The 24876-nt window shown below is 59.6% G+C and carries 22 protein-coding genes and 1 pseudogene; 16 read left to right on the forward strand and 7 right to left on the reverse strand.

Going from position 1 to position 24876, the window contains the following annotated elements; all coding sequences use genetic code 11:
• Both JNN07_09875 and JNN07_09880 read right to left on the reverse strand, forming a co-directional pair.
• Positions 1-356, reverse strand: a 356-nt coding sequence (locus tag JNN07_09875; GenBank protein ID MBL9168037.1) for a hypothetical protein, incomplete at its 3' end; no start/stop codon positions are given.
• A gap of 51 nt (positions 357-407) precedes the next feature.
• Entirely contained in the window at positions 408-2195 is a 1788-nt protein-coding gene (locus JNN07_09880) for a hypothetical protein (GenBank protein ID MBL9168038.1), read from the reverse strand.
• Positions 2196-2685: 490 nt separating this feature from the next.
• On the opposite strand from JNN07_09880, the pseudogene fliQ reads away from it, so the two are divergent.
• The 10 genes and pseudogenes from fliQ (at position 2686) to JNN07_09930 (ending at position 11265) form a co-directional block, all read left to right on the forward strand.
• Positions 2686-2955 (forward strand): annotated as a pseudogene (gene fliQ, locus JNN07_09885) (flagellar biosynthesis protein FliQ).
• Positions 2956-2989: 34 nt separating this feature from the next.
• Positions 2990-3763, forward strand: coding sequence for a flagellar biosynthetic protein FliR (locus JNN07_09890; GenBank protein MBL9168039.1), 774 nt, complete (start codon positions 2990-2992; stop codon positions 3761-3763).
• A gap of 12 nt (positions 3764-3775) precedes the next feature.
• Positions 3776-4867 (forward strand): EscU/YscU/HrcU family type III secretion system export apparatus switch protein, encoded by a 1092-nt coding sequence (locus JNN07_09895; GenBank protein ID MBL9168040.1) that lies wholly within the window; start codon positions 3776-3778, stop codon positions 4865-4867.
• A 1-nt stretch (position 4868) separates the two neighbouring features.
• Positions 4869-7028 carry a flagellar biosynthesis protein FlhA gene (gene flhA / locus JNN07_09900; GenBank protein MBL9168041.1) on the forward strand — a complete coding sequence of 720 codons (2160 nt, stop codon included), beginning with the start codon at positions 4869-4871 and terminating at the stop codon, positions 7026-7028.
• 37 nt (positions 7029-7065) lie between these two features.
• The gene (locus JNN07_09905) at positions 7066-8166 is read left to right on the forward strand and encodes a hypothetical protein (protein MBL9168042.1); all 1101 of its coding nucleotides are present in this window, start codon (positions 7066-7068) and stop codon (positions 8164-8166) included.
• Positions 8167-8247: 81 nt separating this feature from the next.
• The gene (locus JNN07_09910) at positions 8248-8520 is read left to right on the forward strand and encodes a hypothetical protein (GenBank protein ID MBL9168043.1); all 273 of its coding nucleotides are present in this window, start codon (positions 8248-8250) and stop codon (positions 8518-8520) included.
• The gene (locus JNN07_09915; protein ID MBL9168044.1) at positions 8517-9350 is read left to right on the forward strand and encodes a FliA/WhiG family RNA polymerase sigma factor; all 834 of its coding nucleotides are present in this window, start codon (positions 8517-8519) and stop codon (positions 9348-9350) included. The genes JNN07_09910 and JNN07_09915 overlap by 4 nt, the downstream gene beginning before the upstream one ends.
• 64 nt (positions 9351-9414) lie before the next feature.
• Positions 9415-10284 (forward strand): flagellar motor stator protein MotA, encoded by an 870-nt coding sequence (gene motA, locus JNN07_09920; GenBank protein ID MBL9168045.1) that lies wholly within the window; start codon positions 9415-9417, stop codon positions 10282-10284.
• A gap of 16 nt (positions 10285-10300) precedes the next feature.
• The gene (locus JNN07_09925; GenBank protein MBL9168046.1) at positions 10301-11014 is read left to right on the forward strand and encodes a flagellar motor protein MotB; all 714 of its coding nucleotides are present in this window, start codon (positions 10301-10303) and stop codon (positions 11012-11014) included.
• Complete coding sequence (locus tag JNN07_09930; GenBank protein MBL9168047.1) at positions 11011-11265, forward strand: hypothetical protein; 255 nt, start codon at positions 11011-11013, stop codon at positions 11263-11265. The genes JNN07_09925 and JNN07_09930 overlap by 4 nt, the downstream gene beginning before the upstream one ends.
• A gap of 157 nt (positions 11266-11422) precedes the next feature.
• Here JNN07_09930 and JNN07_09935 read toward each other — a convergent pair whose 3' ends face one another.
• From JNN07_09935 to JNN07_09950, 4 genes are all read right to left on the reverse strand, one after another.
• Complete coding sequence (locus JNN07_09935) at positions 11423-12133, reverse strand: hypothetical protein (protein ID MBL9168048.1); 711 nt, start codon at positions 12131-12133, stop codon at positions 11423-11425.
• Positions 12134-13328: 1195 nt separating this feature from the next.
• Entirely contained in the window at positions 13329-13631 is a 303-nt protein-coding gene (locus JNN07_09940) for a hypothetical protein (protein ID MBL9168049.1), read from the reverse strand.
• Positions 13610-13996 (reverse strand): phage holin family protein, encoded by a 387-nt coding sequence (locus JNN07_09945; GenBank protein ID MBL9168050.1) that lies wholly within the window; start codon positions 13994-13996, stop codon positions 13610-13612. The genes JNN07_09940 and JNN07_09945 overlap by 22 nt, the downstream gene beginning before the upstream one ends.
• 4 nt (positions 13997-14000) lie before the next feature.
• Positions 14001-14303, reverse strand: a complete 303-nt coding sequence (locus JNN07_09950; GenBank protein ID MBL9168051.1) for a DUF883 family protein — start codon at positions 14301-14303, stop codon at positions 14001-14003.
• Positions 14304-14517: 214 nt separating this feature from the next.
• Here JNN07_09950 and JNN07_09955 point away from each other — a divergent pair, with 214 nt between their 5' ends.
• From JNN07_09955 to JNN07_09980, 6 genes are all read left to right on the forward strand, one after another.
• Positions 14518-15345, forward strand: coding sequence for a formate/nitrite transporter family protein (locus tag JNN07_09955; GenBank protein ID MBL9168052.1), 828 nt, complete (start codon positions 14518-14520; stop codon positions 15343-15345).
• A gap of 189 nt (positions 15346-15534) precedes the next feature.
• A complete protein-coding gene (locus JNN07_09960) occupies positions 15535-16893 on the forward strand; it encodes a universal stress protein (GenBank protein MBL9168053.1) in 1359 nt (452 codons plus the stop codon).
• A gap of 247 nt (positions 16894-17140) precedes the next feature.
• Positions 17141-18163 carry a Holliday junction branch migration DNA helicase RuvB gene (ruvB, locus tag JNN07_09965; protein ID MBL9168054.1) on the forward strand — a complete coding sequence of 341 codons (1023 nt, stop codon included), beginning with the start codon at positions 17141-17143 and terminating at the stop codon, positions 18161-18163.
• Positions 18164-18246: 83 nt separating this feature from the next.
• A complete protein-coding gene (locus JNN07_09970; GenBank protein ID MBL9168055.1) occupies positions 18247-19002 on the forward strand; it encodes a sigma-70 family RNA polymerase sigma factor in 756 nt (251 codons plus the stop codon).
• Positions 18999-22124, forward strand: a complete 3126-nt coding sequence (locus JNN07_09975) for a protein kinase (protein ID MBL9168056.1) — start codon at positions 18999-19001, stop codon at positions 22122-22124. Before JNN07_09970 ends, JNN07_09975 begins: the two co-directional genes overlap by 4 nt.
• Positions 22125-22272: 148 nt before the next feature.
• Positions 22273-23568 (forward strand): amidohydrolase family protein, encoded by a 1296-nt coding sequence (locus JNN07_09980; protein MBL9168057.1) that lies wholly within the window; start codon positions 22273-22275, stop codon positions 23566-23568.
• 176 nt (positions 23569-23744) lie between these two features.
• On the opposite strand, the gene dinB is transcribed toward JNN07_09980, so the two are convergent.
• On the reverse strand, positions 23745-24848 hold the full coding sequence (gene dinB / locus JNN07_09985; protein MBL9168058.1) for a DNA polymerase IV: 1104 nt from the start codon (positions 24846-24848) through the stop codon (positions 23745-23747).
• Between the last annotated feature and the right edge of the window lie 28 nt (positions 24849-24876).

Here is a 24876-nt window from a genome sequence, read left to right on the forward strand (position 1 = left end):
TTCAGCCGCGCACGCCCTTCCGGGGTCAACTCCGTGATGTCCTGCCCCAGTTGATACGCCATCTCCACCTCATCGGCTCTCAACTGCGCCACCACCACCGCCTCCGAGCTCGGGTTCTCCACCGCCGCCGGCACCTCCTCCACCGCCACTACCCCCAAGCCCTCCGGCGCCTTCACCTTTGACACCGACCCTTTCCCTTCCTTCAACACCTCCACCGCGGCCGCCTCCTGACCCTGGCTCCTCCCCTCCCCCGCGGGGCTCAACTCCACCTTCCCCTTCATCACTACCACCATTACTCCCACCGTCACCAGGCTCATCAACACCACCGCTTTCGTTATGTTTCGGGTCGTTTTCATCGTCGTGTCTTTCTTTCAGAAGTTTCGTCAGCTGTTCTCTCCCTCTGCCTCTTACCGAACCAGGATGTCCGTCGGCAGGTTCACTCCGGGTTTGATGATGATCGGGTCAATGATCGGCTTGATCGGGATCAGCGGATCGATAATCGGCTTGATGATGATCCGGTCGTCAGGGCACTCCGTGCTCCCTTCCCCACTTCCCAACAGGATCGTCAGGTTGTTGAAGTCCTGCGTATGCGGGAACACCAGGCTATACCCGTTCTGCACCCGGCTGCTGGCCGCCAGCACGAAACTATACGCGCAGGACTTGCTCGCTCGCCATTCTCGGCTCGCCAACGGCACTTCCAACGTCGTCACCCCATTCCACTTCCGCGCTCCATCCGCATTGATGTGGTTCACAAAGAACGGCACTCCCAGGCTCGATCCCCCGCTGGTGTAGGTATCCGAGTAGATCGTTCCCGTGCTGTGCCCGTGTCCATAGTTGCCCGCCAGCCAGAACCCGTTCAACGCGCCGTTGTCATCCTTCACCGTCACATCAAACGTAAACCCGCGCGGGGCGCTTCCCTGCGTCACGATCCCGCACTCGCAGATGTCCTGACCGTTATACTGAATGTTGTTGATCTTTACTTCGGGGGCCGTGTTTACCACCTTCAAGGTCAACAGGTTACCAGCCGGACTCGGCAACACACCGCCCACCGCATTGAGCAGCTCCAGCTTCAACCGATACGTCCCATCCGCAAACGACGGGGTGTGCCAACCCAGGATCTGGTTGGGGTTATACCACAGCTCCATCGCCGTCGGGATCGGATACGCGTCCTGGGCATCAGGTCCAATGGCCTGCACCACCCAGCTCGACCCATTCCACTTGTAGTTGCTCCAGCTCTGGCGCAATCGGGTGAACGCTCCCCCATCCTTCGAGGCCAGGATCCGATACCGGGCGGCTCCGAAGTTGTAGCGCAGCGTGCTCCACCGGCCGAACACCCGCAGATCGCTCCCGAACGGGGCGTTAGTCGCGTAGTAATAGCCAGGCTGATTGATGTTCGCATACCCGTCCCCGCTGATAAACGTGGCCGGCACCAATCCCACTCCCATGAACACCGGGCCCGATCCACCGGGATACGCCGGGCTCGTGGCCAAGGACAGGTTGAAGAGGTTCGACAGGTCGGGCATCAGGGTGTTCGACGGCTGATGGGTGTTGAACGCCGGAGCTTCCGATCGGGTGGTCACGTTAAATCGAACGTGCGGGGTGAGCATCGGCAGCCAGCTCCAGGTGGCCGGATGGGCTCCGATCTCATTGAGATCCAGGCGCAGTTCCCAGAACCGATGCGGCACCGCCGAGTTCAAGGTCGGCCCAAACCCGACTTTGCCCAGGGAGTTGGGGTCCGTAGCCATGCAACCCGTCGAGGAGTTGAGGCTGAGCCTCATCGACTTTACGAACTCTTTGCCATCATTGCACGAGCTGTAGTCCAGATCCACGTTCGGGGTCACCGCGCGGTTCAAATCGATATCAAACGCCAGCCGGAACCAGTCTCCGGTGTTGGCTCCGCCACCGGCGGGCGGGTTATTCACGGTGTCATCCACCACATCGATCAGCACATACAGATACTGACCATTGTTCATGGTCATGAGCTTGCCGTGCGCCAAGGGGGTCGACTGGGCGGTGGCCCATTCTCCGGGGCTTACCACCCCGTTGATCACCGGCGTGGTGTTCGCCCACCGCCTCATGATGTTCACATCCGCGTGGGCTTCCGTCGCTCCCATCGTCACGACCCCACCCAGCACCGCGGCCATCGCCGCGCTCTTCATTCCGTCCGCAGTCAGAAAGTTCTTCAGGCTTTTCATAATAGTCAGCGTCGCTTCGCTTTGGGTGGAACTTCCATCGCGTTGCTAGGGGGTCTACGCGCCGCCTTTTCCGGTTCTTTCACTTTTTTTTGGGGGGAAGGGAACGATTACGAAGAAGATGGGGGACAGGTCCCGAACCCGGCAGGGTTCACAGAGATTAGCCGGCGATCGCAGCGCAGCGAAGATCCCCGGTCAACGATCCCCCCTTCCGCTGCACCTGAAAGGCGTGCCACCCCTATGACTGCGGAGACACGTCTCCGCTTTTCCTGCGCGCGACGGAGTGGCTAGGGGGGTGCCCTTCGCCAAGAGGCGCGCGGGAGGGGATCAGGTGGCGTGCAGGAACAGCGGTGTCGTGCCACCGCGGTCCATTGCCCGTCGCCCCCCTGATCCTCCTCGCTTGAGAACCGGCCCTAGGCAAAAACCACCGCCCCCGGCAGCGTTGGCCCGAATCTCGCTATACCGTCCTTCACGTGACTGACCGAATTGACCTATGAACCCGGAATATGCAGTTGATCTTCTCAAGAATACGATGCTGCAAGCAGCCACCCTGGCTGCGCCCGTCCTGATGGCCGCGATGATCATCGGGCTGGCAGTCAGCCTCTTTCAAGCGGTGACCTCGATTCACGAACAGACCCTCTCCTTTGTTCCAAAGGTCGTGGGCATCATGGCCTTATTGGTAGCTCTCCTGCCCTGGCTAACCCGATCGATGCTGGAGTTCACTCAGTCCATGTTCGAACGCATTCCTCAAATGGTTCAGTAAGCTAGCCAACACCCAACGACGTGACCCCTTACCCATGACTGGCGCGGCGAATGAACTCTTTACCGGGCTGATGGTGTTTTTTCGCTGCTCCGCGATGCTGTTTCTTTTCCCGGTGCTGTCCTCGCCCCAGTTCCCTGTTCGCCTGCGCATCGCACTCTCAGCGATGGTCAGTCTGATCGTCACTCCCGGTGCCCTCCAACCGGCGCCTCCCGATGTCCAGCTGTTTGGACTCGCTCTGCTGATGCTCAAGGAAATCGGAACGGGGCTCCTCCTAGGATTCGTCTCTCGCATGACCTTTCATGCGATGGAACTCTGCGCGAGCATCATTGGCATCGAGATTGGCCTGAATATCGTTTCGACATTCTCGCCGATGTCCGACGGTCGGGCGGAGATTTTTGGCACGATCACCTACTTCCTCGGGGCGATGCTGATCTTCACCCTGGATCTTCATCACTGGATGCTGGGCGCCTTTCAACGCAGCTTCGATGTACTGCCCATCCACGGCGCACAGCTCTCCATGCCGCTCTACTACGACGTGCTCCGCCGCACATCCGGGGTATTCGAATCAGGGCTGATTATGGCGGCTCCCGTGCTGGCCACCTCCTTTCTGATCACCCTCACCTTTTCCGTCATCAGCCGGGCGGTGCCGACCGTCAACGTGTTCGCCGAAAGCTTCAGCTTCAAGTTGCTAGCCGGATTGCTGGTTTTCGGCTTCACCCTGAATCTCACCGCCCAGCACGCGGCCAACTACCTGCGGAGGCTGCCAGAGGACTTGTTGCGTGTGGCTAAATTGCTCGCCCCCTCCTAATCCATCGCTGCTATGGCCGACCAAGAGGGAGAGAAAATATATGAACCAACGCAGCGGCGCGTTGAGGAGGCTCAACGACGAGGCCAAATCCCGCTGAGTGCTGAGGTTCAAACCGCAGTGGTCCTGCTGGCATGTCTCTTGGGCGCGCTCTTCGGCGGCCATGAACTGTGGCGGGGGATGATGTTTTCGATGACGGGAATGCTCAATCACCTCCACGATTTCCCGCTCACCCAAGAAGGACTGCAAAAGGACTTATTCTCAGCGGGGCTTTATTTCCTAAGTTCGATCGCCTCGCTGCTTCTCGCCATCATCGGCGGAGGACTCCTGGCCGGAGGTTTGCAAAGTCGGTTTCAGACCTTTTCTGAAGTGCTTCGTTTCGATTGGGAACGAGTTAACCCCATGAACGGGTTTTCACGCATGTTCTCCACCCAGGCAGCCGTCCCCACCCTGATCGCCATCGTGAAGCTCAGTGTGATCGGATGCCTGACCTACGGGCAGATCAACAAAATCATCGCCGACCCAATCTTCTCCACCGCGGTCACAACGGCAAGAATTGCCGAGTTCCTTGGAGAAACTGCCTTCAGCATCATCCTCCGGGTAAGTGTTGCCCTGTCCTTCATCGCGTCAGTGGACTACGGCTACCAACTCTGGAAACACCGTCAGGACATGATGATGACACGGCAGGAGTTCGAAGAGGAGCAGAAGAGCAGTGAAGGTAACCCGCAAGTCAAAGCCGCCCAACGGAAACGTCGCCAAAAGGTGAGCCAACGCCAGATGCTCTTGGATGTGCCCAAGGCTGATTTGGTGGTCACCAACCCCACCCACTTGGCGGTCGCTCTGCGCTATGACCGCAAAACGATGAAGGCCCCTATGGTCATCGCGAAGGGGTCACGCCTCAACGCGTTGAAAATTCGAGAGATAGCTAAACAGCATCAGGTCCCGATCATCGAAAACAAGCCCTTGGCGCGGATGTTGTTTCGGCACGCGAAGGTGGGTGGCGAAATTCCTGCTCAATTCTACGCCGCCGTGGCGGAACTGCTCGCCTATGTCTACCGGGTGAACCGTTATCGCTATTTCGCCGAGCAGAACCGTCCGCAACCATAACATGGCCGCCACTAACTCAAGCATCGTTCGTCTTCTCCGCCAGGCCGACCTCTGGTTCATTGTCGGACTGTTCGGCACCCTGATGCTCCTGGTGTTCCCGGTGCCATCCATAGTGTTAGACCTGCTGTTGGCGGTAAGCATCGCGCTATCCCTCTTGACCGTCTTGGTCATTCTCTACTTGCGAGAGCCCTCGGATTTTACGGCATTCCCGACGCTGCTGCTGATTACCACCCTGTTCCGCCTGGGCTTAAACGTCGCGTCAACGCGTCTGATTCTCCTCGATGGCTTCGCCGGACACATCATCGAAGCTTTCGGCAATTTTGCCGTGGGTGGCAACTTCGTGGTGGGATTGGTGGTGTTTATCATCCTGGTCCTGATCAATTTCGTCGTCATCACCAAGGGCGCCGGCCGTATCGCTGAAGTGGCAGCACGCTTCACGTTGGATGCGTTGCCCGGCAAACAAATGGCTATCGACGCCGAACTGAACGCCGGTTTGATCGATGAAGGCGAAGCGCGCCGACGCCGACGTCGGGTCGAACAAGAAGCTGACTTCTATGGGGCAATGGACGGTGCCAGCAAGTTCGTTCGCGGCGATGCCATCGCGGCGATCCTGATCACGCTGGTGAATTTGATCGGCGGTTTTGCCGTGGGCGTCGCCCAACGCGACCTGCCGCTGGCGGAGGCGCTGAAGCAATACACCCTCTTGTCGATTGGCGACGGTCTGGTGTCACAGGTGCCGGCGCTGATTACTTCGACCGCCGCCGCCATCCTGGTCACCCGAGCGGCTGCCAAGACGGATCTCGGCCACGAGCTAGGAACTCAACTCCTCTTCTCACCTCGAGCATTGGTGATTCTCAGCACCATGCTAGGCCTGCTGTCGCTGGTGCCCGGCCTGCCGACGTTCCCGTTCCTAGTCCTAGCCGTCATCACCGGATCCCTTAGCTACGCCATGCAGCGCTGGGGCCCGCTGCTGCAAGCGATCCCTGCGGCCGCCGGTCAGGACGACCCCAAGTCGCCCGCCAGCAAATCTGCCGGGGCACCAGGCACAGCGGAACCTGGCGCGGCCGGCTCCCCGGTTCCCAAGCCGGGCGGCAGTGGAGAAAAGTTGGAAACGCTGCTGCAACTCGATTCATTCCAAATTGAGCTGGGATACGCGCTCGTCAGTTTGGCCGATGTCCGCAAGCGGGGGGATTTGCTCGAGCGCGTCACGGGTGTCAGACGCACCTTCGCCCAAGAGATGGGTGTGATCATCCCGCCCATCCGCCTGCGGGACAATCTGCAACTGGCGTCGAACGAATACCGATTCATCCTGAAGGGAATGATCATCGCCAAAGGAGAGCTGATGCCCGGCTACCTCCTGGCCATGAATGCCACCCAAAGCAAGGTCTCGCTCAAGGGAGTTCCCACCGTGGAACCGGTGTTTCAGCTGCCCGCCACCTGGATCACGGAAGGTGAACGAAAAACGGCCGAACTTGCTGGATATTCCATCGTCGATGCGGCCTCGGTGCTGGTGACGCATCTCTCCGAGGCGCTCAAACGCCATTGCCACGAGATTCTCAGTCGCCAGGATGTGCAGGTCCTCCTCGACAACCTCAAACAGACCCATGCCACGGTTGTCAACGAGTTGATCCCGGCCCAGATGAATGTAGGCCAGGTTCAGCGGATCCTGCAAAACCTCCTGGCCGAAGGCATCTCCATCCGCAACCTGGCCGGCATCCTCGAAAAGGTCAGCGACTACGCCTCCGTGACCAAGAACCCTGACGAACTGTCCGAGCAGGCTCGTCGAGTGCTGGGTGCCCAGATCACTCGCCCCTACCAAATAGAGCCCAATCGGATGCGCGCCATCACCCTGGACCCGCGTTTGGAACAACAAATCGCTCAGTTCGTCCGACATACCCCCAATGAGATCACTCTGGCGCTCGAGCCAAGACTGGCCAAGCACATCGTCGAATCGCTGTCCCGACAGCTTCAGCAATTGCTCGCGGCCGGATACCCTCCCGTCGTTCTCTGCGCGCCAAGCATTCGTCTCGCTTTCCGTCGCTTCTTTGAAGCGACCTTCTCCGACCTGGCAGTGGTCTCCTACGCGGAAGTCCCCTCCAAGGTTGACGTGCTGAACACCGCCGTGGTGCCGGCTCTCGCCGAAACTGCTCAAGCCGCCTAAACCAACCCCGTCGCCACCACCTCACTCCAGGAATCGCATGGAAATCATTCCCTTTGTTGCACGCACCGCTGCGGAGGCCTTCGCCAGGATTCAAGCGGAGATGGGGCCCGAGGCCGTGGTTCTCAATGTCCGTCAGCTCCCAGTCCACGGATTGGCGCGCCTCTGGCGCAAGCCGCACATCGAGGTGCTCGCGTGCCCACCGGGGTTGTTCCACGCAAAGGCACCCACTTCCGGTTTCATCCCCCCGCCCGCGATGGCTGCGCCCCTGCCCAGCCAACCTGCCATGCCGGGATCGGGAAGGTCATCCGCCGACTCCCACCTGGATTCGTACACTCCAGCCAGTCAAGGCGAGCGGGTCTGGCCGGTTCCAGGACTTCGAAAAAGTCGCTGGCGAATCTCAAGCCTGCTCGGCACGGCCGGGCTGAGTCCAATCACCGCCCAACGGCTGCTGGACGATATCGAAACGCGGCACGGAAGCGAACCCCCGCGGAGCCTTCCCGAGGAGATCGTGGTGCTCAAGGAGACCCTGCGCCAGCTCTGGACAGTTTCCGGCCCGATCATGCGCAAGCGTCCACAAATTTTGATCGGGGCGGCGGGAGCTGGAAAAACCACACTGCTCTGCAAATGGCTGACCAAGCTGGCGCTCACCGAGGGCAATCCAGTACGGGTCTTCCGAATCGACGGCGTGACGGCCAATACCGCCGAGACGCTCGACGTTCATGCCGAGATCCTCGGAGTTCCGGTGGAGCGCACCGTCGCCGGGCTCTCAAATTCCACTTCAGAGGAATGGCGTCTGGTCGATGTACCCGGTGTCGACTGGCGGGATCGTCCTGCCATAGGCGAATTGCGCCGGGCATTGGACAAATTTACCGGCGCAGATGTCCATTTGGTCCTCAACGGTGCCTATGAGGTCTCGGTCCTTCTTTCCCAGGCCAGGGCATTTTCTTCCCTTCCCATCACCGGACTGATGGTGACCCACTTAGACGAGGAAAACCGATGGGCTAAACTCTGGAATCTGGTGCTGGAAACGCCACTTCCACTGCGTTTCCTGAGTGCCGGGCCCAATATTCCCGGCGAATTCCTCGAAGCCACACCCGATCTGTTGAATGACCGATGGTTAGGCGGTCATCGACCCTAAATCGGTGCCTAACCGGTGATTGCCACAGAGTTGGCAAATCACCTGCTAGACATCCCACCGTGCCGCAAAGGTATGAAGCTCATGATGATTCTCGGAGGCCTAATCGGGTTCACTGTGAGCTTAGGTATCGGACTGAGTCAGGAAGGATACTGGCCGGGGATTTTGGGGCGGGCCTGTGTGGCCGCGCTGATCACCGGATGGCTGCTCCGCTGGTGGAGCCATCAATGGCTGAGAAGTTTGCAGGAGGCAAACCGCCAACGCTGGTTGGAAGCCCGACTCAAAGCCGAGCAAAAAGCCGCCGCCGAAGGGACCGTCGCGACGGAACGACCGAATGCCGCCACGCATAAACCATGAAATCTCCATCCACCCAACCTCAAGAACCTGTGGCCCTGACCGAACCCCGCGCGATCCAAGCCAGCCTCTGGCAGCGGTATCGCAAACCCGGCGCCGATCGCTCGGTTGAAAATGAATTGATCCAGCAGTACTTGCCCCTGGTCAAGACCGTGGTTGGCCGGCTGGCCATGACGCTCCCGCCCCACGTGGACATCGAGGATCTCTATAGCGCCGGAATGGTCGGATTGCTAAATGCGGTCCGCCAGTTCGATCCCAAAATGGGCACCGTTTTCGAAGGCTATGCCCGCTTGCGCATCCGCGGTTCCGTGCTCGATGAATTGCGCCGCATGGATTGGGTTCCCCGCTCCGTGCACGTCAAGGCTCGCGAGGTGGAGGGGGTCATGCGTCAGCTCGAGCAAAAAAACGGACGACTGCCCACCGACGCGGAGATGGCCGAGGGACTCAAGATCAATCTCCAAGAATACTATCAACTGCTGGAGGAAATTCGCCCCGCAACGTTCGTCAGCCTGGATGCGGCCACCCACTACGATGTGGACGACGGAACGGGACAGAACGAGACCATCGCGGATCCCCGCCAGGAGGAGCCGGGCGAGGATGTCTCGCGTCGGGAGCTCGCGCGGCTCATCGCCAAGCGCCTGGAAACGCTCCCGGATATGCAACGGAAAGTACTCGCCCTCTACTACTTTGAAGATCTGCGCCTGCGCGAAATCGCCGAAGTCTTCGGGCTCACCGAGTCGCGGATCTGCCAGATCCACGCCAAGGCCATCCTCTCGATCCGCTCAGCCATCAACAAGCTCGACCAACGCAAGCTGGAGCAGATGGCGGCCTGATTTCAGCTCGGCCGGTTCGCTCCGGCCGAGTCTTGGTGTCTGACAATTTCGGTCACGTTCGCACATGTTTGTCATCATCGGCAGTATCATCGTGATTGGCTCGGTCATCGGGGGGTTCCTGATGGCCGGCGGCAGTCCCGGATCCCTGTGGCAGACTTCCGAAGTCGTGGTGATCTGCGGTGCCGCCTTCGGCGCCATGGTCATCATGGCCCCCAAGGATGTGCTGATCTCCATGTTCAAGATGGCGCTCGGATGCCTCAAGGGATCCCCTTACGGAAAGGCAGCTTACGAAGACCTGCTGAAGCTGCTCTATGAGCTATTCATGCTCGGCCGACGGAACGGCATGATCGCCCTGGAAGAACATGTGATGAAGCCGGAGTCCTCCAGCATCCTGAGCAAGTACCCCTCGTTCGTTAAGAATCATCATGCCGTCGAGTTCTTGGTCGGCGGCCTCAAACCCATCATCGACGGGAAGATCAAGCCGGATCAGCTGAAGTCCCTGCTCGACGCCGAAATCGACAAGGCTGGCCACGAGGATCACATTCCTATCGCTGTCTTGACCAAAACAGCGGACGCGATGCCCGGATTCGGGATCGTCGCGGCCGTGTTGGGCATTATCATCACGATGGCCTCGATCGGCGGCCCGCCCGAAGCGATCGGACATCACGTCGCCGCCGCGCTGGTCGGGACGTTCTTGGGGATTCTTGTATCCTACGGCTTCCTCAATCCGCTGGCGACGAATATGGAGATTATGGCCGAGGAGCACCATGCTTACACCAAGTGCATCGCCCTCTCCGTCGTCAGCTTCGCCAACGGCATGGCTCCCATCATGGCGGTGGAAGTGGCCCGCCGCGGTTTGGGTCATTCGGTAAAGCCGACGGCCGACGAACTGGAAGCGATGATGAAGAACTTGAACACGGCTCCCAAAGGTTGATTCGGACTGACACCCTATGGCTGGCGCTGGTGGATCATGGAAAGTAGCTTACGCAGACTTCGTCACTGCGATGATGGCGCTATTCCTGGTGCTCTGGCTGGTCTCGCAGGACCAAAAGATCAAGGAATCCGTGGAGCGCGCCTTCCGAAATCCCTTCGCCTCCCTCACCAAGGAATCGGTCGGCATCATTCCCAGCAAGGAAACCCAGGCGGTTCGTTCCGAAAGTGGGAACTTCGATTCGGCGTCGGCCGTGGAGCTCACCATGCTCCGCCGCCTGATGCAGGACTTGTCCAAACAGCTCCAAGACCAAGATTCCAATCCTGAGGAAGAAGTGGTCAAGCTCGAGATGTCCCCTGAAGGATTGCGCATTAGTGTGTTTGACCGCGGCACCAAGCCGGTCTTCAAGGGCGACAGCGACAGTTTCACGGATTACGGCAAATGGATTTTTAGCACCCTGGCGTGGGATATCTCGCGCTACACCAGCTTCAACATCGAACTCGAGGGGCATACGGAAAAGAAGGGTTCTTCGACTGAGAACAACGCCGACCCTTGGCGCCTGTCGGCGGATCGTGCCAACGCCAGCCGGGAGGTTCTGACCCAGCATGGCGTCAAGAACACTCAGATTCGCAAAGTCGCGGGTTTTGCCGATACCGAACCGTTGGCTGGTATCACTCCTCAGGATGAGACCAATCGCCGGGTAACCGTCATGCTCAAAATTCGCGGCTCATGAAATCTCCTTTCGTTCCCTTGACCGCGAACAGCCTGCCTAAGGTCCAAAAGGCATTCGTCCCCAAAGTTCTGCCGCCGGCCGACCATTCGTCTGCTCCAGCTCCTGCCTCCCCTGGCGCGCACGCTCACGCGGCGCATCACCACCCACGCGGCGAAGCGTCCATCGAGCTCAAAAAGGAGGGCGACCGAGTGGTTGGGATCACGGTGCGATGCGGCTGCGGCGAGGTGATCGAGATCGAGTGTATGACGTAAGGGATGGGCAAGCGTGGATTTGGAGTCCCGCTAACCACGCGAACCACGCGAAGAAGAACCCGAAGCGAAGTGCCCAATCTCGATGCTTCTACGATGTCTAATGTAGCGACGTCCGTCCTCGGACGCCTCCCCGCCCTATGGGCCGACACGGCCCACGCTACAATTGTCGAGAGGTCCGTCCTCGGACGTTCCCAACGTTACCAGCAGATGACATGGTACGACAGCCTTTTGAGCTCCGACTCCCCATCGCTCCCAGAAGCCCCATCGATGCAAGACCCATCCAAAGCAACGTGGCGCAGTTAGGTTCCGGTATTAGGAAAAGATTAAACATCTTGAGTCCATAGCCCAGGCTGCCGTTCCCCAGATGGGGTTGACCAAGAGCATCCACACCTGACAGCTCCCAGGAAGTGATCAGGTTTGACTTTCCCCTGGGAATCCCTGGGTCTGCCAGTGCTTCCGCCCAAGACTCCACAGTGCCACCTCTATTGTCCCAGACACGTAATTGCATGGTAATAAAATCACCTCCATAGGTATCAGGGAAGTCCAGCTTAGCTCTTCCGTTAATCCGACCATCAGCTCTGAACGTCACTTTAGTAAGCTCATGAGGCGAAAGATCCGTCTCCTCTGCCACTGCCCGAGGAGCCCACCAAAGTTCCGCGTAAAAACCATCCCCTGTTACGATCTGGCTGCCTGCGAAATCCGATACCGAGCTGCTCACGATCTGCTTATCGGGGGCATCGGGGTGAGGCTGGAAAACAAAGGCTTCTCGACTCATGCGAACATTGGAGTAGGTCAACGACCCTTGACCAAGAACGCCCCACGAAGTGTGCAGCAGAATCGTGAAGATGAAGAGCACTAAAGTTTTCACGGGTTGAGCAAGCTATCATCGAGCTGTGGGGCAGATCCACCCTGAGTTGGGCTTACACAACAAGAACGCGAGCCCCAAAAACCCAGCCAGAACCAAACCGGATGGTTCCGGCACGACAGAGAGTGCAAAAGACTCCATCCCGATTCCTATGATTCCGGAGCCCAAATGAAAACCACCATTCGCATCAACCCCATCAAGTTCCCAATCGAAGATGAGGTTAGATACACCGCGTGGAATTGTAGGATCTCCAATTACCTGCTCCCAACTTGAGAGTCTACCATTTCGGTTGTCCCAAGCTCTCATTTGAAACGTCACCCTATCACCACCAAAGGTGTCAGGAATAGTCAGCCGGGAAATCCCGTTGAACAGGCCAGAGTGTCGAAAGGTAACAAGAGAACCTGGAACAGGGGTTAGAGACTCAGGCCCAGCAAATCTCTCGGGCGAATACCACAACTCGGCGTAATAGGATGCACCGTTCAGGGGCGAACGATTGGTGTAGAGGGATCGATCATTCCCATGCACCTCGAGGTGAGGAGCCGCAGGATCAACACCGTAAATGGGTCGATCTGCGAGGCCCAAAGCATTCTGATAGCCCACGTAACCTTGCGCCGACGAGTTTCCTGCGCAGAGCAGATTAAGTGCTAAGCCAAACAGGCCCCCCAGGCACCGGCGTGGCGAATGAAGAACCAGGTTGTGAGTCATCATAGGCTCGAGGTCCAGTTCATCAATATCCCCTCGAGAATCTTGTCTTCCAGTTTGGGTGCAATCGAGATGTTCATAAAGCACTTTCTCCAACTCCGCACACTATGATTCTCACTACAAAAAAACCGTAATGGGCGATCCCTGTTGTTGGGTTAGGTCTGTCGTGGGAATGGTCTCAAGGCTTGGAGTCGCGAGGGCCGCAGGCTCCTCGGAGACAGAGCAGACCCTACTTTGCACCGCAGAGACGGGAAGAGCGCCGAGAAGACTAGGTGCAGGTGAGTAGTATGGGGAGAGCAGAGACCGAGAGTCCTTGCGGCTATCATCAGAGAATTGGTCCATTCCAGAAACCTCTGCGCCCTTCCCGTCTCTGCGGTGTAAAGTCAGGAGGCACCAGTATTCCCAAGCAGAACGCCCCTTCTGCTCTCGGACATCGCGTCCTTTGCGACCATAGCGGTTCAACACATCCGTCCGTGTCCTTCCGCTACACCTCAACTCACTTTCGCATGAACCCTCGGTAGAAGGAGCGGATCCCGCGGAACAAGCCCGTAGCCTGCCTGAGTTTCGTAACCAATCCTCCGCCCAGGTGGGATTTTGCCCACCAGCCGCCAATCAACGGGGCCGCTGCGGAGAAAACCGGGGCGGCTTGGCGGGCCAGTCGGGAAAGCGTGTCCACCCACGACAATGCCGGCTCCAGCTGGCGACACTCTCTGGCCAGCCGAGCCCGCTTCTGAGCGCCCGTCGCAATCAGCTCCTGCTTGCGACGCCGGAGTTCCTCTAGTCCTTGATTCCCAAACATTCGCGATCCTTTTTCAATTCGCTGAGGGTTCCGGAGAACGGAGTCGCTGATTTGAGTCGGTAACTGAGCCGCCGCCAGATCATCACCCCTGCGCCGATGTAGATTACCATCAGAATGACCACCGCAGGAATGCGGGCAGTCTCCCAAAAGTAAATCACCACCAACAAGGTCAGCAGCGTCATCGTGAGCATGCCTACCGCCACCAGCGTTGCCGCCAACAGTATCGCTTCTACCAAGCGATACTGCTCCTCACGCAGCTCCACTCCAAACAACTCGATCCGGTCGCTGGCGATTTCGAGGGAGCTGTCGAGAACCCGCCTCAGGGAGGCAATGATTCCTGGCGCTGTTGAGTCGGACTCGCTCATGACATCACTTTCGCGCCACGAGCACGCCGATCAAAATCCCCACAGCGGCCGCAATCCCGATCGATTGATACGGGTGCTCCCGGATCACTCGGTCGGTCGCCCGCACCCCTTCCAGGGCACGCTCCTCCAATCGTCGGCACGTCACCTTGGCGGCGTCGATCGCCTCCGTCAGTCGTTCCCGAACCTCGCGACCCTTGTCGTCCAGCACATCGGCTGAGTCACGCAGCAAAGCTTCAGAGTCGCGGACGATCCGCTTGAGGTCTGCGATCACACGATCCGTGTTCATATCCGTAATATTATCGTTCATAAGCATCAGCCTTTCGTTGAGCCGTTTCACTCAAGGGGTGTTCGCGCACACAGCCGAACATCAGCCTGCAATCAAGATGAGACCTGGCTAACATGGAGGCTGCACGGTTGTTGGCAAGGGGTGGACAAGGGTTGCATCAAGATTGGGTAGGAGCTCAACAACGGACGGGAGGCGGAAAGGATCCGTTCACCCCAGGCTTAAACGGAGACGCATCATGGCTGAACTTTTTGGATCCGACTGCTACTCGCCCCGTGAGATTGCCGAACGTGTGGAAAACGTCGGAGTCGCCAAGGCGCACCTGCCCTGGCTATCGATGACGGCCCTCGGGGTTCTCGCTGGGGGTTTTATCGGGCTCGGGGCGCTCGGCTTCACCCTGGTGGTGAGTGACCCGGCTTTGAGCTTTGCCGCCCAGCGACTTCTGGGTGGCTTGATGTTCTCGCTGGGACTCATCCTCGTGGTGCTGGCCGGAGCGGAGCTTTTTACCGGGAATAACCTTCTCGTGATGTCCTGGGTCTCCCGACGCATCTCTACCGCTCATCTCCTACGGAACCTGGGGATCGTTTACGCGGCTAACCTGGCCGGAGCAGCAGGCCTAGCCTGGTTGGTCCAGCTTTCGAATCATGCCAACCTGAACCACGGAGCGGTAGGCAAGACCGCAGTGCTCATCGCGGCTACGAAAACTGCCATGCCCTTCGCCGAAGCCTTTTTCAAAGGAATGCTGTGTAATCTGCTGGTCTGCCTGGCCGTTTGGATCGCTATGGCCGGGCGGAATGTTACCGACAAGATCCTGGCCATCGTGCTCCCCGTCACGGCCTTCGTCGCCGCCGGGTTTGAGCATTGCATCGCCAACATGTACTTCATTCCCCTCGGAATCCTCCTCCGCGACCCGTCCTCTTCCGGCCCAGGCATGGAAACTCTGAACCTAAACGGATTCCTTCAGAACCTCATCCCCGTGACCCTCGGCAACGTGGTCGGAGGGGCAGGCATGGTTGGTTTGGTATTCTGGGTAATTTACCATAAGGGCAAAAAAGCGGATAATTGAGTGATGAGTGATGAGTGATGAGTGACGAGTGACGAGTTCTGACCACTGACCACTGACCACTGACCACTGACACCTACCACCGATTACGATTACGGTTACGAGAAGACAAAGACAAAGACAAAGACGAACCCGCCGGGAGTACGACGATTTTAGCTCGACGGGGGGACGAATAAACCTGTTACCCTTACGATGAGCATGAACCCCATTGGCAAACCAACCATTCTCTGCGGGACCGATTTCTCCATTCAAGCTGCCGAGGCTACTCAGGTCGCAGCCGCGCTCGCCAAAAGAATTGGCTCGCGCCTCTTTTTGGTGCACGCGATTGACGACTCGGGCCTGAGCAGCTCGTATCCCGATATTCTGCAAACCCTGAGCCAGCGGGGACGCGAACGGCTCGACCAAGAGCGCGTCCGTTTGCAACCAACGGGTTGCGAATTGGTGGATGAAATCGTTGTTGGTTCGGCCGCGCGCGCCTTAACCACCTTGGCGGAACGCGAACAGGCGAGCTTGGTCGTGGTTTCTTCACTCGGGCAGATCGCCCCGAGCCGATTACTGGTCGGCAGCGTCGCTGAGCGGACGGCCGAGACCGCGGCAGTTCCCACGCTCGTCGTCCGACGTTCAGCCGATCTGCTGAACTGGGCCGGAGGACAAACGACCCTCCGAGTCATGGTAGCCATCGACTTCTCCGAAAGCAGCCTCACCGCGCTGCAATGGGTCAAGGAACTCTCCGAATTGGCGAAATGCACCGTCATCGCTGCTCATGTAAACTGGCCGCCGGAAGAAGCCGAGCGGTTAGGACTGAGCGGTTCGATGTCCTTAACCGAGAACCCACCCTTGGTCCGACAGGTGCTCGAGCGCGACCTCGGAGAGCGGGTCAGCGAGGTCTTTGGAGATCTGCCCGTGACACTCCGCGTGATTCCAGGCTGGGGCCGCACGGACCATCACTTGCTCGAGCTGGCGCACGACGAGAAGATTGATTTGCTGGTGGTAGGAAGCCATCAGAGGCAAGGACTGAGCCGGTTACGACTGGGATCGGTTTCACGAGGCATCCTGCATCACGCTCCGATGAATGTAGCCATCGTCCCCACCCGTCCCCGCAGCAGCACGGGACGCTCCATCCCCAAGCTCGATCGTGTGCTCGTGTCCACCGATCTCTCGGAGCTGGGAAACCGGGCAGTGGCCTATGCCTATAGCCTGCTCGAGCGCGGAGGCACGGTGCAGATCGTGCATGCGATGCCACCCAGTCCGGGCAAAGATCCGGAATCCCAACTCTGCGATGCGGCCACTAAGGATATCGCGGCGACTATCCGGACACTCATTCCTGAGGCATCCGCCGGTCGGGGCATTTTGACGGAAATAGAGCTGGTCGCCAGCAGTGAGCCTGCCTTGGCGATCCATCAAGCCGCGGAACGCTTCGGAGCCGACGTCATCTGCCTGAGTAGCCATGGCAAGTCCGGCCTGAGTCAGGCCTTGTTTGGTTCGGTGGCCCAAGCCGTCATGAAACAGACCCGCCGCCCCGTCATGGTCGTCCGCGGAACCGCGGAGTAAACAAGCAGCGCGGCGGAAAAGCCGATTGATTGCCCACGGATCACGAGAACCACACGGAATGGGAAAGAAACTAGGAAAGGGGCAGCCATTCCAGCGCCCTCGTTTCAGGGTCTCATCCGTGTGTTCTGTGTGATCCGCGGGCAAAAATTGGGATATCCCAGTTCACCGTGGGGAGGGCATGCTCTAGGGTCACGGTCCGCGATCGTTTCACTTTGAGTTTTCGGGAAAGCCTGCGCATGCTGGGCCCGTGCCTGACCGAATTATCAGTGACGTTCTGACGAAGCCCGACCCCGCCCTGGAGGTCACGCTGCGCCCTTCGTTATTCACCGACTTCACCGGGCAAGCCAAAGTCAAGGAACGACTGGAGATCGCCGTCGAGGCCGCGAAGCGCCGAGGAGACCCTCTCGACCACATTCTGCTCAGCGGGCCGCCTGGACTCGGCAAGACCACCATCGCCAACATCCTGGCGAAGGCCATGGGTGGCAGCCTCAAGTCCACCAGCGGACCGACGATTGAGAAGGCCGGCGACCTGGCCGGGCTACTGACCAATTTGGAAGAGGGTGATGTCTTGTTTATCGATGAGATCCATCGCCTCCAAAAGACCATCGAGGAGTATCTCTATCCCGCGATGGAGGACTTCAAACTCGACATCATCATTGACCAGGGTCCCAACGCACGAAGCGTCCGCCTCAACCTGCCCCGTTTCACCCTGATCGGCGCGACCACCCGCAGCGGGTTGCTGAGCTCCCCCCTGCTCACCCGCTTCCCGGTGCGCGAGCGCTTGGATTACTATCAAGCCGATCAGCTGCAAAAGATCGTCGTTCGTGCGGCTCGGCTGCTCAACGTGGAAATGGAAGAATCCGGAGCCATGGAGATTGCGCGTCGCAGCCGAGGCACTCCCCGAATTGCCAACAACCTGCTCCGTCGCGTGCGCGATTACGCACAGGTCCGAGGCGATGGACGAGTGACCCACGACACCGCCGACCGGGCGCTGGCCATCCTCGAGATCGACGAAAACGGGCTCGATGAGATGGACAAGCGCATTCTTGAGACCATCATCGTGAAGTTCGGAGGAGGCCCGGTGGGGGTCAACTCGCTGGCCGTGGCAGTGGGGGAGGAGTCGGATACGCTGGAGGAGGTGCATGAGCCTTATCTCATTATGGAAGGCTATCTCAATCGCACTCCCCAAGGACGTGTCGCCACCGACCTCAGTTACCAGAAACTGGGCCTGCAGCGCACCCGGTCGGGGACGCAGGGCAGCTTTCTGTAGGCCTAAATCGGATCGGTTGGCAACCCCACTTTCGGATAATAAATACTGGTTGGAAACCCGTTGACCCTCGATATCTTGCTGTCATGGCATTTCCTGAAACGGAGTGGTCAGCCCTCGCGCTGGCCACGGCTCATGGCGACCAGTCTGCTCGTCAGGCTATGGACGAGCTGTGCCGTAGGTATTGGCAGCCGGTCTTTACGGTGATCTGCAGCCGCGGGACGAATCCCGAGGGTGCGCGAGACCGCACCCAGTCCTTCTTCCTATACCTTCTGGAGAATTCGACGCTCCGTAAAGTGAACCGCAGCCGTGGGCGATTCCGCACGTTTCTCCTAACGGTTCTCTGGCGTTTCCTGAGAGACGAACAGAAGCGGGCCACGGCGGACAAACGAGGCGGAGAGTCGGAGGATCTGTCGCTGGAGGAGAACACGGACGGCCTGGCCTCGACACCGAGCCCGCTTAGCGAACTGCTGGACCGTGAGTGGGCGATGACGACCATGCAGCGGGCAATTGACGCCGTGGGGCGCGAGTTCGTTGCGAAGCGAGGGGAGCCCGCCTGGACCCTGTGGAAGGGTTTTCTTCCGGGCAGTTCGACGGTTCCTTCGATGTCAGCTGCGGCCGAGGCCATGGGCATCAGCGAAGCTTCCGCCCGCGCAGAAATCCACCGGCTGCGAAACCGCTGCCGCGAAGCCCTCCGGAGGGAACTCATGATCACGGTTTCCTCGCCAGAGGACTTGGACGATGAGATTCGCTACCTCGGACGCGCTTTACAGGTCGCCACGAGCGGAACCCAAATTTTGACACCCAGCGCGGAGGTTCCTCAACCGGCCGCAGAGTCATGACGCAACTCTGTCCAGAGTGCCGCCAGCCTATCCCGACGGGACGATTCGAAGGTGTATGCCCGGCTTGTTTCTTCACGGCAGCCGTCGAGGCCGCCACGGCTTTCAATAGCGAAGTTCTGCGCATCCCGGGTCATGTGGTCGGCGAGGAACTGGCCCGAGGGGGGATGGGGATTGTCTACGCGGCGGAGCAGCTGGAGCCGGCACGAACTGTCGCCCTGAAGATCCTGTTGCCACGCTGGTTGGAGCATCCAGAGGTCAGCGAACGTTTTCGTCGAGAGGTGAAGGCGATCGCTTGCCTGGAGCATCCAGCCATCCTGCCGGTATACACCGTCGGCGAGCAGGATGGCCTCCCCTGGTTCACGATGAAACTGGCGACCGGCGGATCGCTCGCTGAACGCCTAGCGGAGCTCGTGGGTCAGTGGATCTCGGTGGCGGAGCTGGTCGCAAAATTGGCGGGAGCGCTGGCACACGCCCACGAGCGCGGCATTCTCCACCGCGATGTTAAGCCGGCCAACATCCTCTTTGATGCCACCGGCCAGGCGTACCTGGCCGACTTCGGACTCGCCAAAGGCCAATCTCCCGAGGACTTGGCGCTCACCTTGCACAACCAGGTTCTGGGCACGCCCAACTACCTGGCACCCGAGCTGGCTTCCGGGCGGGCACGAACCGCAACCACCAGCAGCGATATCTACAGCCTCGGAGCGGTTCTCTACGAATTGCTCAGCGGCCGGCCTCCACACTGCGACGATCACCTCCCCGCTTTGCTACGCCGGGTGTCCGATGAGCCACCCCGCCCCTTGACCGACTTCGTTCCTCTGCCCCCGGGTGACCTGCGGGCAATCTGCGACAAGGCCATGTCGCGTTCGCCTGAAGATCGCTATGCGACGGCTCGAGAGTTCGCCATCGACCTCGGACGCTTCATTCGCGGCGAGACCGTGCGGGCTCGTGAAGCTGGCGCGATGGAATGGATCTGGAACTGGTGTCTTAGGCATCCAGCCGTTGCCGGACTATTGACAGTGGTGGTGGCACTGGTCGTGGTTCTCACCGTGGGATCCATGGTGGCAGTCATGCACATCCGGGAAGCGGAAAGGGTTGCCATCGCCTCCCGCGATCGGGCGGAGGCGAGCCTGCGCCAGAGCCAGCTCGCCGAAGCCGAAGGACTGCGTCGAGCCCGGCAGCCTCGATTTCGGCAGCAAGCGCTGGATCGCGTGCTGGCTGCCGGTGCCCCAGGCGAAGGCGCCGAGATGAGACTGCAGAGGCGTTCGGAAGCGATCGCGGCATTGGCTCTCCCCTCCATGCACCAATATGCGCATCCCGCGGGGCCAAAGGACTGCACCCTGGCGGCCGTGGCGTCCGGGCACACATTTTTGGCCTGGCGCGCGCCTGGCAACGCCGGCTGGCGGGTAACACATGGACGCGATGGAGCGGTGGTTTCGACAACCCAGGCCCAAGGAGTCCCCACCCGCATCAGCCGCAACGGTCGCTGGCTGGCGGCGCAACTCCCAGATCAGGATCGCTGGCAACTCTGGGATCTGAGCCGGCTGGAGGCCCGGTTGGTGTCCGAACTCCCGGGCACCGCGGAGGACCTGAGCGAGGATGGAAAGCTGGCAGCCTATTGGACCCGCGTATCGCCCGATGTCGTGTCGGCAGAAGTGCGCGAGACCTCCAGCGAACGGGTACGCTTCCGTGTCAGCTTCCCCAACGTCTCGGTCAAAATGCGGTTCAGTGGCGATGGTTCCCGGTGCGCGATAGCCCCCAGCTCGTCTCTGAACGACACGATGTTTCCTTATTCGGTACGCATTCACCGGAGCAGCGACGGGTCGGTCGAACGCGAACTGTCAGCCGGCATGGCGAACTGCATCTGGGCGATGTCCCTGAGCCGCGACGGCGAACTCCTTGCCGCAGCCGAGCGCGGCGGGGCGACCATCGTTTGGGAGACCCGCACTGGCAATGCTCGACATGTTTTCCACGGAACCGGAGCCAACTTGTGGCAGGTCGCGTTCAGTGAAGACGGACGGCACCTGGCGACCGTCAGCGATGATCGGCTGATTACCGTCCTCGAGACGGTGGGCGGCCAGCCCGTGGCTCGCGGCGGCCGGGCTTGGCAGTCGGACCGGGTACCGCTGCTGTCCTGGTCCGCCACGGACCCGTGGGTATTCGGTCCCTTGTCCCAAGATGACAAGGACACGTTCTTCATACTGAGGCCGGGAGCCTTCTCGACGTTTGTAGCGCCCGATTCGCATGGCAGCGCCCTGGGAATCGCGATTTCACCAGGCGGACGATGGCTGGCGGTCGGGGATTCACGGCATGCCCGACTCTGGGACTTGCAGCACTCCCCCAACCGTCAGGTCTTTGCCAGCGGCCTCTGGAACGCGTTTGCGTTCGCTCCGGACGGCCGATGGATCTACGGAGCAGGTGAGCCGGGCGTCGTGCGTTGGAGCCTCGCTGCCGATGGGTCGGTAGACCCGCGTGGGACGGAATTGCTACCTGCCGGATGGCACAATGAAGTCGTCCTGGATGGCTCTGGGCGCAGACTAGCCGTTGAAATGGGCAGTGCGCAGCAGGTTCGTCTTCTGGAGAATCCTGGATCCCTATCGCCCGTCCCTCAGGATTTCACCACCGGTCCCTTGTCCTGGGTGAGCCTCAGCCACGACGGCCAGTGGCTGGCCATCACCGGCGAGGAGGGCTTAAGCGTCTGGCGCATCCAAGATCGCACCCGCGTGCTGTCCCACCCCACACCCGGGCATTGCGTTTCGTTCAGCCCGGACGGCCGGTGGTTAGTGGTGGGCCGCGAACGGTATGAGGTCTGGCGAACAGATGATTGGACTCTGGCACGCACGCTCGATACCCGGGCTGTCAGTCCGCAGCACACACGCGCGGCCTTTACGAGCGACGGCCGCTGGGTCGCGACGGGTCATGGATTCGGAAAAATCGCACTCTGGTCATTGCCATCGTGGGAGCACTTGGCGATCTTGGAGAGTCCCAACAATCAGCCGGTTGGCCGGTTTGTATTCGATGACCGGGGCGACCATCTATATATCGCCAGCACCGGCGGGGTGGTGGAGGTGTGGGACTTGAAGATGCTCCAGCGGGAACTCCAAAAGCTAGGCTTGGGGTGGTGATGCTTGACGGAAACACAAGGCCGCCTGTAGAGATAACTGGAATCCAACAAAACCATCACAAAGTTCAACTCATTAACACCTCTCCACACCACGTCACGACACCAACCAACTCAGCAATCCTGAGGCCAAATCTTAAGGGAACTCGCCTATGAAAACCGCGACCGGAACGACCATCATCACCCACGGCCAATTGGTGGATGGAACAGGCGGAGCCCCCGTGGCAGACGCGGCTCTCGTGATACAAAACGGAATCATCGAGTTTGCGGGTCCCGCTGTCTTAGCGCCGACGGTTCCGGCCGATGCTGAACGCATCGATGCCCGAGGCGGCACGATCATGCCCGGCCTGGTGGAAGCTCATTTCCATGCGACCTACTTCAACATCGCGGCTTTGGAAGATCTCGACATCAAGTATCCTGTCGAATACGTGTCGCTGCTGTCCTCGGTCAATTGTCGTCTGGCGCTGGAATGCGGCTACACAGCCGCACGCTCGGGCGGCTGCCTCTTCAACGTCGATGTCTGGCTGAAGAAGGCGATCGAGGGCGACCTGATCCCCGGTCCCCGCCTCGCCTCGTCCGGACGTGAGATCTGCTCGGCGGGCGGCCTGATGGACTGGAACCCGGAGTTTCGGAAGATCGGAATGGAAGGATTGGTCTTCATCATCAATGGTCAGGAGGACGCGCGCAAAGCGGTGCGCGCGCTCGTGAAGGACGGCATCGAATGGGTGAAGACCTATCCAACAGGGGATGCTGCGGCTCCCGACGTCAACGACCATCACACTCTATGCATGACGTTCGAGGAGATGCATGCCGTCGTGGCTACCGCTCACAATCACAAGCTCAAGGTGACCGGCCACTGCCGCGCCACCGAGGGGATCAAGAACGCGCTGCGAGCAGGCTACGACACCATCGAGCATGGGACCTTCATGGACGATGAAGCCATGGAACTCCTGCTCCAAAGGAACACACCCGTGATTCCCGCCCTCTATTTTGAGAAGGCGAGCGTGGACCGCGGCCCTGAGTTCGGGCTGCCCCAGGCGGTCATCGATGGTCACCAGGAAACCCTCGAAGGCGGAGCCGAAAGCGCTCGACGGATTCTGAAGGCCGGAGGCCGACTGGGCATGGGTGGCGATTATGGATTCGGTTGGAACCCTCACGGCGACTACGCCAAGGAACTGGTCTTCTTCGTAAAGGACGTGGGATTCACGCCCCTCGAGGTCATCAAGTGTGCCACCCAGACCGGCGCTGAGATCATGGGGCGTGGGGATGAGTTCGGCACCCTAACGAAAGGCAAGCTCGCGGACGTGCTGGTGATCGATGGGGATCCCCTCAAGAACATCTCCGTCCTGACGGAACGCCAGAAGTTCCTGGCTGTGATACAAGGCGGGGTTGTTAAGGCGGGTTCTCTCGCTAAGTCCTTTCCAACGGTGGTGACGCGAGAGCAGTGAGATCGAAGGTGGGTCAGAGTTGGCAACAGGAAGGGGTAGCGCCCCCTAACCCCAAGGTGAGAAACAGCGGCCATGTCCAACTTGTCTAGTCTTCATTTTGGAGGTGAAGACGAGGGAGCAACACCGCTTTCGGTTCACGCCGCCGAAGACCCTTCTGCTGGCCTCCCCGAGCCGGGTTACTCAAACCTCGAGGCCGGCGGCTCCAATAGAGTCAAGGAAAGCTGCTTTCCGTTCGGCTCCCTCAGATGGCTAACTCCTAGGCCGAGAAGTCTAAGCGGACGATGAACGAGTTTCTCCCGCCCGAGCAAGAAGCATCCCAAACGGTAGATCTCGCGGGCCGTAACCAAGGGCTCTTCGACGGTAAGTTGGCGTGAGACAGTGACAAAATCGCTGTAACGCACTTTGACCTGGACTGTGTGCGCGCCCAATCGGCGTCGCGTGAGCTTTTCAGCGATCTCCTCCGCCTGCAGTTTCAAGCATGCTCGCAGGATTCGACGATCCTCAGTATCCTGCAGGAAGGTTTCTTCGGCGCTAATGCTTTTGATCTCCTCCCCCAGTTCCAATGGGCGGTCATCCTCCCCCATCGCGAATTGCTTGAGTTTGGCACCAAAGGATCCCACGAGTGCCCGCAGATCTCGAGAGGTATCTTGGAGATCGCCAACAGTAAAGAGCCCAGCCTCATGAAGAACCTTCTCGGTCACCTTCCCTACGCCATAGATCGCCCGCACCGGCAGGGGGCGAAGGAAGCTTACCTTTGAGGACTCAGGAATCACCGTGAGGCCGTCAGGCTTTTGATGATCGCTGGCAAGTTTAGCCAGGAACTTGTTGGGGGCGATGCCAATGGTGGCCGTCAACTGGCGTTGAGTCCGGATCCGCTCCTTCAAGCTTTGAGCGATGGGACGTGCACGCTGAAGGGAATCGTCCGCGTCGGCTCCCTGACAGGCTCCAGACAAGTCCAGATAAGCTTCGTCGATGGACATCTGCTCGACGAGCATCCCCGAGGTCGCGATCAGCTGAATGATCGCTCGGGATTCGGCTCGGTAGTAATCCATCCGAGGCCGAACGAAGATCCCCGAAGGACAGAGACGACCTGCGGTAGCGCTTGGCATGGCAGATCTAACGCCGAACTTTCGCGCCTCATAGCTCGCCGCGCACACGACACCCCGTTGAGTGGGCGGCGCGCCCACGATCACGGGCTTTCCGCGCAGACGCGGATCCTCCCGCTGCTCGATGGAGGCGTAGAACGCATCCATGTCCAAATGGCAAATGACACGAAACATCTAACTGAACACGGCAACATCAGCCGTG

It is taken from the genome of Verrucomicrobiales bacterium (assembly GCA_016793885.1).
In the GTDB taxonomy this organism is placed as follows: Bacteria; Verrucomicrobiota; Verrucomicrobiia; order Limisphaerales; family UBA11320; genus UBA11320.